The following is a 6,210-nucleotide window of genomic DNA, read 5'->3' on the forward strand; positions in this document are numbered from 1 at the left end:
GGCGTTTCGAGGGAAGGGAAAGCGGTGTTGAACCGAGGTGAGCAGAGTACGGGGTCACCTTCCGGACGCATCACGATTTCGGCAAAACCGTCGCGGGACTGAACCCTTGTGTCGCCCCCCGCGTTTGGATGCCGTTGGGGGACACGCGACGATCTCTCGGAGAAGTTGAGATGAAGCAGGTTGTTCTGGCCTCGGCGGCCCTGGTCGGCGCCCTGGCGATGATCCCCGCCACGGCCGAAGCCCGTGGGGGATTCCACGGTGGCGGCTTCCATGGCGGCGGCTTCGGCGGAGGCGGTTTCCGCGGCGGCTTCGGCGGTGGTGGCTTCCGGGGTGGTTTCGGTGGTTATCGCGGGGGCTTCGGCGGCGGTTATCGCGGTGTCGGCTTCGGTGGATACCGGGGCGGCTTCGGCGGCTATCGCGGCGGGTTCTACGGTGGACGCGGCTACGGCTATCGCCGGGGGATCGGTTACGGCCTGGGCGGCCTCGGCCTCGGCGTGGGCCTCGGCCTCGCGGCGGGCGGGCTCTACGGCGGGTATGGTGGATACGGCGGCTATTACGGCGGCTACGCGCCCGTGGGCTACGGATACGGCGGTTACGCCCCCGCCGCCTACGGCTACGATGGTGGCTGCTACGTTGTGCCCCGCACGCGTTGGACGCCTTACGGCTATCGTCGCGTCCTCGTCGAGCGCTGCTACTGAGCTTTCGAACAGGCGACGTTCGAATGAACGGGGCCGCCTGCGGGCGGCCCTTTTCGTTGCGCCTCAGCGTTGCATCTCGTCCCGCCGCATGGGCATCGCATCGATGGTGGCGAACAGGGCATCCGGGGAGACCGGTCGCTCATCCGCTCGCTTCACCGTGCCGTCCTTGCCCACGAGCAGGACCCGAAATGCCGGCTCTTCGAGCCCCAGGCGGGCGCGTAGGCGGCGCGCCTCGACCCCATCGCCCACGGCCTCCATGACGGTGATGTCGCGCTCCCGCAGGCCGTTCGCCACGGAAGCGAGGTCCGTCCGCTGCCGCACGAGACGGGGATCGTCGGCAGCCGGCGCCGCGATCACCACGACTCGAGCCTTCCAGCGATGGGCCGCCAGGGGATCGTCCGCCGCTGCGGCTGCGCCGGCGATTAGAATCGCACCCATCGTCAGGACCTCCCGAACCATCGCGCCCTCCTGTCTCGAAGACGGTCAACGCACGAAACGCGCGTTTGCCTTCCAGGCCCCACACCCCATCTGCCGTGCTCGAACCCATCAACGGGAGATCGCGCATGACCACCCCGAACCTCGGCACTGTGAACCGCCGCATCGTCCTGGCGGCCCGTCCGCACGGTGAGCCCAACGAAAGCCATTTCCGCCTCGAGGAAAGCCGGGTGCCGACGCCCGGCGCGGGCGAAGTGCTGCTCGCCAACCGCTACCTTTCCCTTGATCCGTACATGCGCGGACGGATGAGCGCGGCCAAATCCTACGCCGAGCCCGTGGCCATCGGCGACACCATGGTGGGGGCCACCGTGGCTGACGTCGTCGCGTCGAACAATTCCGATTTCCTGCCCGGCGACACCGTCGTGGGGTTCGGTGGCTGGCAGGATTTCGCCATTTCCGACGGCAAGGGCCTGCGTAAGCTCGATCCCGCCGTGGCGCCCGTCACCACGGCGCTCGGCGTCCTCGGCATGCCGGGCATGACCGCCTATACGGGCCTCCTCACCATCGGCGCGCCGAAGCCCGGCGAGACCGTGGTGGTGGCCGCCGCCGCCGGCCCCGTCGGCTCCCTCGTGGGGCAGATCGCCAAACGGCAGGGCGCGCGGGCGGTGGGCATCGCCGGAGGGCCGGAGAAATGTGCCTATCTGCGCGACACCCTCGGCTTCGACGCGGCCCTCGACCATCGGGCCGATGATTTCGCCGACGTCCTCGCGGCGGCCTGCCCGGACGGCATCGACGTCTATTTCGAGAATGTCGGCGGCGCGGTGTTCGATGCGGTGCTGCCCCTGCTCAACCCCTTCGCGCGCATTCCCGTGTGCGGCCTCGTCTCCGGCTACAGCGCCACGGACCTGCCGCCCGGCCCCGACCGAATCCCCCTGCTCATGCGCGCGGTGCTGTCGAAACGGCTGACGCTCCGGGGGTTCATCGTGTGGGATTTCGCCGATCAGGAGGCCGCGTTCCTGCGCGACGTCGGCGGTTGGCTGAAAGAGGGCGCCATCGTGCATCGCGAGGATATCGTCGACGGCCTCGAGAATGCGCCGACGGCCTTCGCCGGACTGCTGAAGGGCCGCAATTTCGGAAAGTTGCTTGTGCGGATCTCGTGATCGGGGCGCCCGCCAGATTGCCGTCCGGTGGGAACAAAGATAGAACTCTTGAGCGTGTGGAGCGCCCGTGTGTCTCGGGGACAACCCATTGGCCGACGATTGCCCGGCGCCCTGGAGCGGCCCATGACAGGAGCGTCGAACGCACGCCCCGCCCGCGATGGGACGGGACGGCGTTTCGGCGCGCGGTGAGATCGATCGAGAGGAGAGCGGCATGGCCGGCAGCGTGAACAAGGTGATCCTGGTGGGCAATCTCGGGCGCGATCCCGAGACCCGGCGCCTCGGCTCCGGCGATCCCGTGGTGAACCTGCGCATCGCCACATCGGAGTCCTGGAAGGACAAGATGTCGGGCGAGCGCAAGGAAAAGACCGAGTGGCACTCGGTGGTGATCTACAACGAGAACCTCGCCCGCGTCGCCGAGCAGTATCTGCGCAAGGGGTCGAAGGTTTATATCGAGGGCCAGCTTCAGACCCGCAAATGGAGCGACCAGTCCGGCGTCGAGAAGTACACCACCGAGGTGGTGCTCCAGCGCTTCCGCGGTGAACTCACCCTGTTGGACGGTCGCTCGGGCGGCGGCGGCGATATGGGCATGGACGATGAGGGTGGCGGCCAGATCAGCCGAGGCGGCGATTATGGCGGTGGCGGCGGCGATTACGGTGGTGGCCGCGCCCCGGGTGGTGGTCGCTCATCCGGCGGCGGCGACCGGCGGCCGGCCCCATCGAGCGGTGGTGGTGGCGGCTCCAAGCCGAACTACGACCTCGACGACGATATTCCGTTCTAGGATCCCGTCGTTCGATATTTTTCACGCAGGCGCGGCGCCGAGGGGCACCGCGCCTTTTTCGTTTCCGATGCGGCGAAGGCCGCGCCCCGCCGTCGCCAACGGGATGACGCGCGATTGCTGAATGCTCCGGCGTTCCCTCGAAGAGAGTGGTTGCTGGATCGGCAGGTGCCGAGCGGCGCTCGAGGCTAACCGAACGCCGCCGGTCCGAAGGAACTTAAAGGCGTTCGTCCGAGTGGCCCGCCCCGCCTCGGCGCCCATGGGCCTTCGGCCGGTCCGGCACCGACAAACCGTTGCCGGTCCACGTCTTTCTCCGGGCGAACCGACCCGATTCGGTGGCGGTTTTCGCGCCCGTCGTGTATGGGACGGGCGAGGGGCCGGCGCGGCTCGGCTCGTCCCCGCGAGCCGGCCCGATCTCCCCTTTCGAAATGATTTCCCCGTGATAGGTCGTCGGCATCCGACGCCCCCGTCCCGGGCGCCCCAGGCAGAGAACCAAGACCTTGGCAGAGAACGACATTCCTGGCGCCGGAGCGCCCCCCGCCTCCGACATCAAGCCGGTCTCCATCACGGAAGAGATGCGCCGCTCCTACCTCGATTACGCCATGAGCGTGATCGTGAGCCGGGCGCTGCCCGATGCCCGCGACGGCCTCAAACCCGTGCACCGGCGCATCCTGTACTCGGCCTATGAGAGCGGGCACCTGCCCGAGCGCAAATACGTCAAGTCGGCCCGCATCGTCGGCGACGTCATCGGTCTCTACCATCCGCACGGCGACCAATCGATCTACGACGCCTTGGTCCGCATGGCCCAGGACTTCTCGATGCGGCTCATGCTCATCGACGGGCAGGGCAATTTCGGCTCCGTTGACGGCGATCCGCCGGCGGCCATGCGCTACACCGAATCGCGCCTGGCCAAGCCCGCCACGGCTTTGCTCGCCGACATCGACAAGAACACCGTCGATTTCCAGCCGAACTACGACGAGTCGCGCGAGGAGCCGACCGTCCTGCCGGCCCGGTTCCCGAACCTCCTCGTCAACGGCGCCGGTGGCATCGCGGTGGGCATGGCCACCAACATCCCGCCGCACAACCTCGGCGAACTCATCGACGCCTGCGTCGCCCTCATCGACGATCCCGGCCTGTCCTTCGAGGCCCTGCTCGAACTCGTGCCTGGCCCCGATTTTCCCACCGGCGGCTCGATCCTCGGTCGCGCCGGCACCCGCCAAGCCTACGCCACCGGGCGCGGCTCCATCGTCATGCGGGCGAAATCCCACGTGGAGGAATTGCGCAAGGAGCGCGAGGCCCTCGTCTTCACCGAGATCCCGTATCAGGTGAACAAGGCGACTCTCATGGAGAAGATCGCCGAACTGGTGAAGGAGAAGCGCGTCGAGGGCATTTCGGACCTTCGCGACGAATCCGACCGCGACGGCATGCGCATCGTCGTCGAGATCAAGCGCGACGCCATGGCCGACGTGGTGCTGAATCAGCTCTACCGGTTCACGCCCCTGCAATCGTCGTTCGGCTGCAACATGGTGGCCCTCAACGGCGGCCGCCCCGAACTCATGAACCTGAAGGACCTGCTTCAGGCCTTCGTGGATTTCCGCGAGGAGGTCGTCTCTCGGAGGACCAAGTTCCTCCTCGGCAAGGCCCGCGAACGCGCCCACGTCCTGTGCGGTCTCGCCATCGCGGTGGCGAACATCGACGAAGTGATCCGCCTCATCCGCACCTCGCCCGATCCGAACGCCGCCCGCGAGGCTCTGATGGGCCGCGACTGGCCGGCCCTCGACATCGCGCCCCTCATCGCGCTGGTCGACGACCCTCGTCACCGCATCAACGACGACGACACCTACCGCCTCTCCGAGATCCAGGCCCGCGCCATCCTCGACCTGCGCCTGCAGCGCCTCACGGCGCTGGGCCGCGACGAGATCGGCGACGAGTTGCAGAAGCTCGCCGACGAGATCGCCGATTACCTCGACATCCTGCGCTCGCGCCTGCGCATCATGGGCATCGTCAAGGACGAGCTCGCCGAGGTGCGCGAGGCTTACGCGACGCCCCGCCGGACGATGATCCTCGATTGGGATTCCAACGTCGAGGACGAGGACCTGATCCAGCGCGAGGACATGGTGGTGACCGTGTCCCATGCCGGCTACGTCAAGCGCGTGCCGCTCTCGACCTACCGGGCGCAGCGCCGGGGCGGCAAGGGCCGCTCGGGCATGGCGACTCGCGACGAAGATTTCGTCACCCGCCTGTTCGTCGCCAACACCCATACGCCGATCCTGTTCTTCTCCAACCAGGGACAGGTCTACAAGGAGAAGGTCTGGCGCCTGCCGCTCGCCGCCCCCAACGCGCGGGGCAAGGCCCTCGTGAACATCCTCGCCATGGATCCGGGCACAGAGCGCATCACCACCATCATGCCGCTGCCCGAGGACGAGAAGTCCTGGGAGACCCTCGACGTCATGTTCGCCACGGCGAGCGGCGGCGTCCGGCGCAACAAGCTCTCGGATTTCGTGCAGGTGAACCGCGCCGGCAAGATCGCCATGAAGTTGGATGAAGGCGATCACATCGTCCACGTCGAGATCTGCCGCGCCGACCAGAACGTTCTGCTCACCTCGAAGGACGGTCAGTGCATCCGCTTCCCCGTGGAAGACGTGCGGGTGTTCAAGGGTCGGGATTCCACGGGCGTGCGTGGCATCAGCCTCGCCAAGGACGACCGCGTCATCTCCATGACGATCCTCAACAGCTTCGAGGCGAGTCCGGAGGAACGCGCCGGCTACCTCAAGATGCGTCGGGCCGTCATCGGCGACGGCACCGAGGGCGAGGATGCACCCGAGACCGACGAGGCCACGAGCGAGGCCACCATCTCCCTCGAGCGCTACAACGAGATGGGCGCGCACGAGCAGTTCGTCCTCACCCTGTCGGAGCGGGGCTTCGGCAAACGCACATCATCCTACGAGTACCGGACCTCGGGACGCGGCGGAAAGGGCATCACCGCCATGCGGGTCAACGCCCGCAACGGCACCCTTGTGGCCTCCTTCCCGGTCCAGCCCTCGGACCAGATCATGCTGGTGACCGATGCGGGACAACTCATCCGCGTGCCCGTCGACGATATCCGCATCGTCGGCCGCGCCTCGCAGGGGGTCACGGTGTT

At 67.5% G+C, this 6,210-nt stretch carries 5 protein-coding genes; 4 read left to right on the plus strand and 1 reads right to left on the minus strand.

Annotated elements, in window-relative coordinates; all coding sequences use genetic code 11:
• The first annotated feature begins 170 nt into the window (after nucleotides 1–170).
• Nucleotides 171–698: a hypothetical protein gene (locus BM249_RS16535; protein WP_091974100.1), complete on the plus strand. Its 528-nt coding sequence runs from the start codon at nucleotides 171–173 to the stop codon at nucleotides 696–698.
• Nucleotides 699–761: 63 nt separating this feature from the next.
• Here the strand turns inward: BM249_RS16535 and BM249_RS16540 are convergent, their stop codons facing one another.
• A complete protein-coding gene (locus BM249_RS16540; protein WP_244528829.1) occupies nucleotides 762–1,136 on the minus strand; it encodes a DUF4174 domain-containing protein in 375 nt (124 codons plus the stop codon).
• A gap of 125 nt (nucleotides 1,137–1,261) precedes the next feature.
• Here BM249_RS16540 and BM249_RS16545 point away from each other — a divergent pair, with 125 nt between their 5' ends.
• The 3 genes from BM249_RS16545 to gyrA form a co-directional block, all read left to right on the plus strand.
• Nucleotides 1,262–2,293 carry an NADP-dependent oxidoreductase gene (locus BM249_RS16545; protein ID WP_091974104.1) on the plus strand — a complete coding sequence of 344 codons (1,032 nt, stop codon included), beginning with the start codon at nucleotides 1,262–1,264 and terminating at the stop codon, nucleotides 2,291–2,293.
• Nucleotides 2,294–2,504: 211 nt separating this feature from the next.
• Nucleotides 2,505–3,071 carry a single-stranded DNA-binding protein gene (gene ssb / locus BM249_RS16550; RefSeq protein ID WP_091974116.1) on the plus strand — a complete coding sequence of 189 codons (567 nt, stop codon included), beginning with the start codon at nucleotides 2,505–2,507 and terminating at the stop codon, nucleotides 3,069–3,071.
• Between the two features lie 497 nt (nucleotides 3,072–3,568).
• Nucleotides 3,569–6,210: DNA gyrase subunit A (gene gyrA, locus BM249_RS16555; protein ID WP_091974106.1), on the plus strand; the 2,642-nt coding region annotated here is incomplete at its 3' end.

Origin of the sequence: Methylobacterium gossipiicola (assembly GCF_900113485.1) — a bacterium.
Classification (GTDB): Bacteria; Pseudomonadota; Alphaproteobacteria; order Rhizobiales; family Beijerinckiaceae; genus Methylobacterium; species Methylobacterium gossipiicola.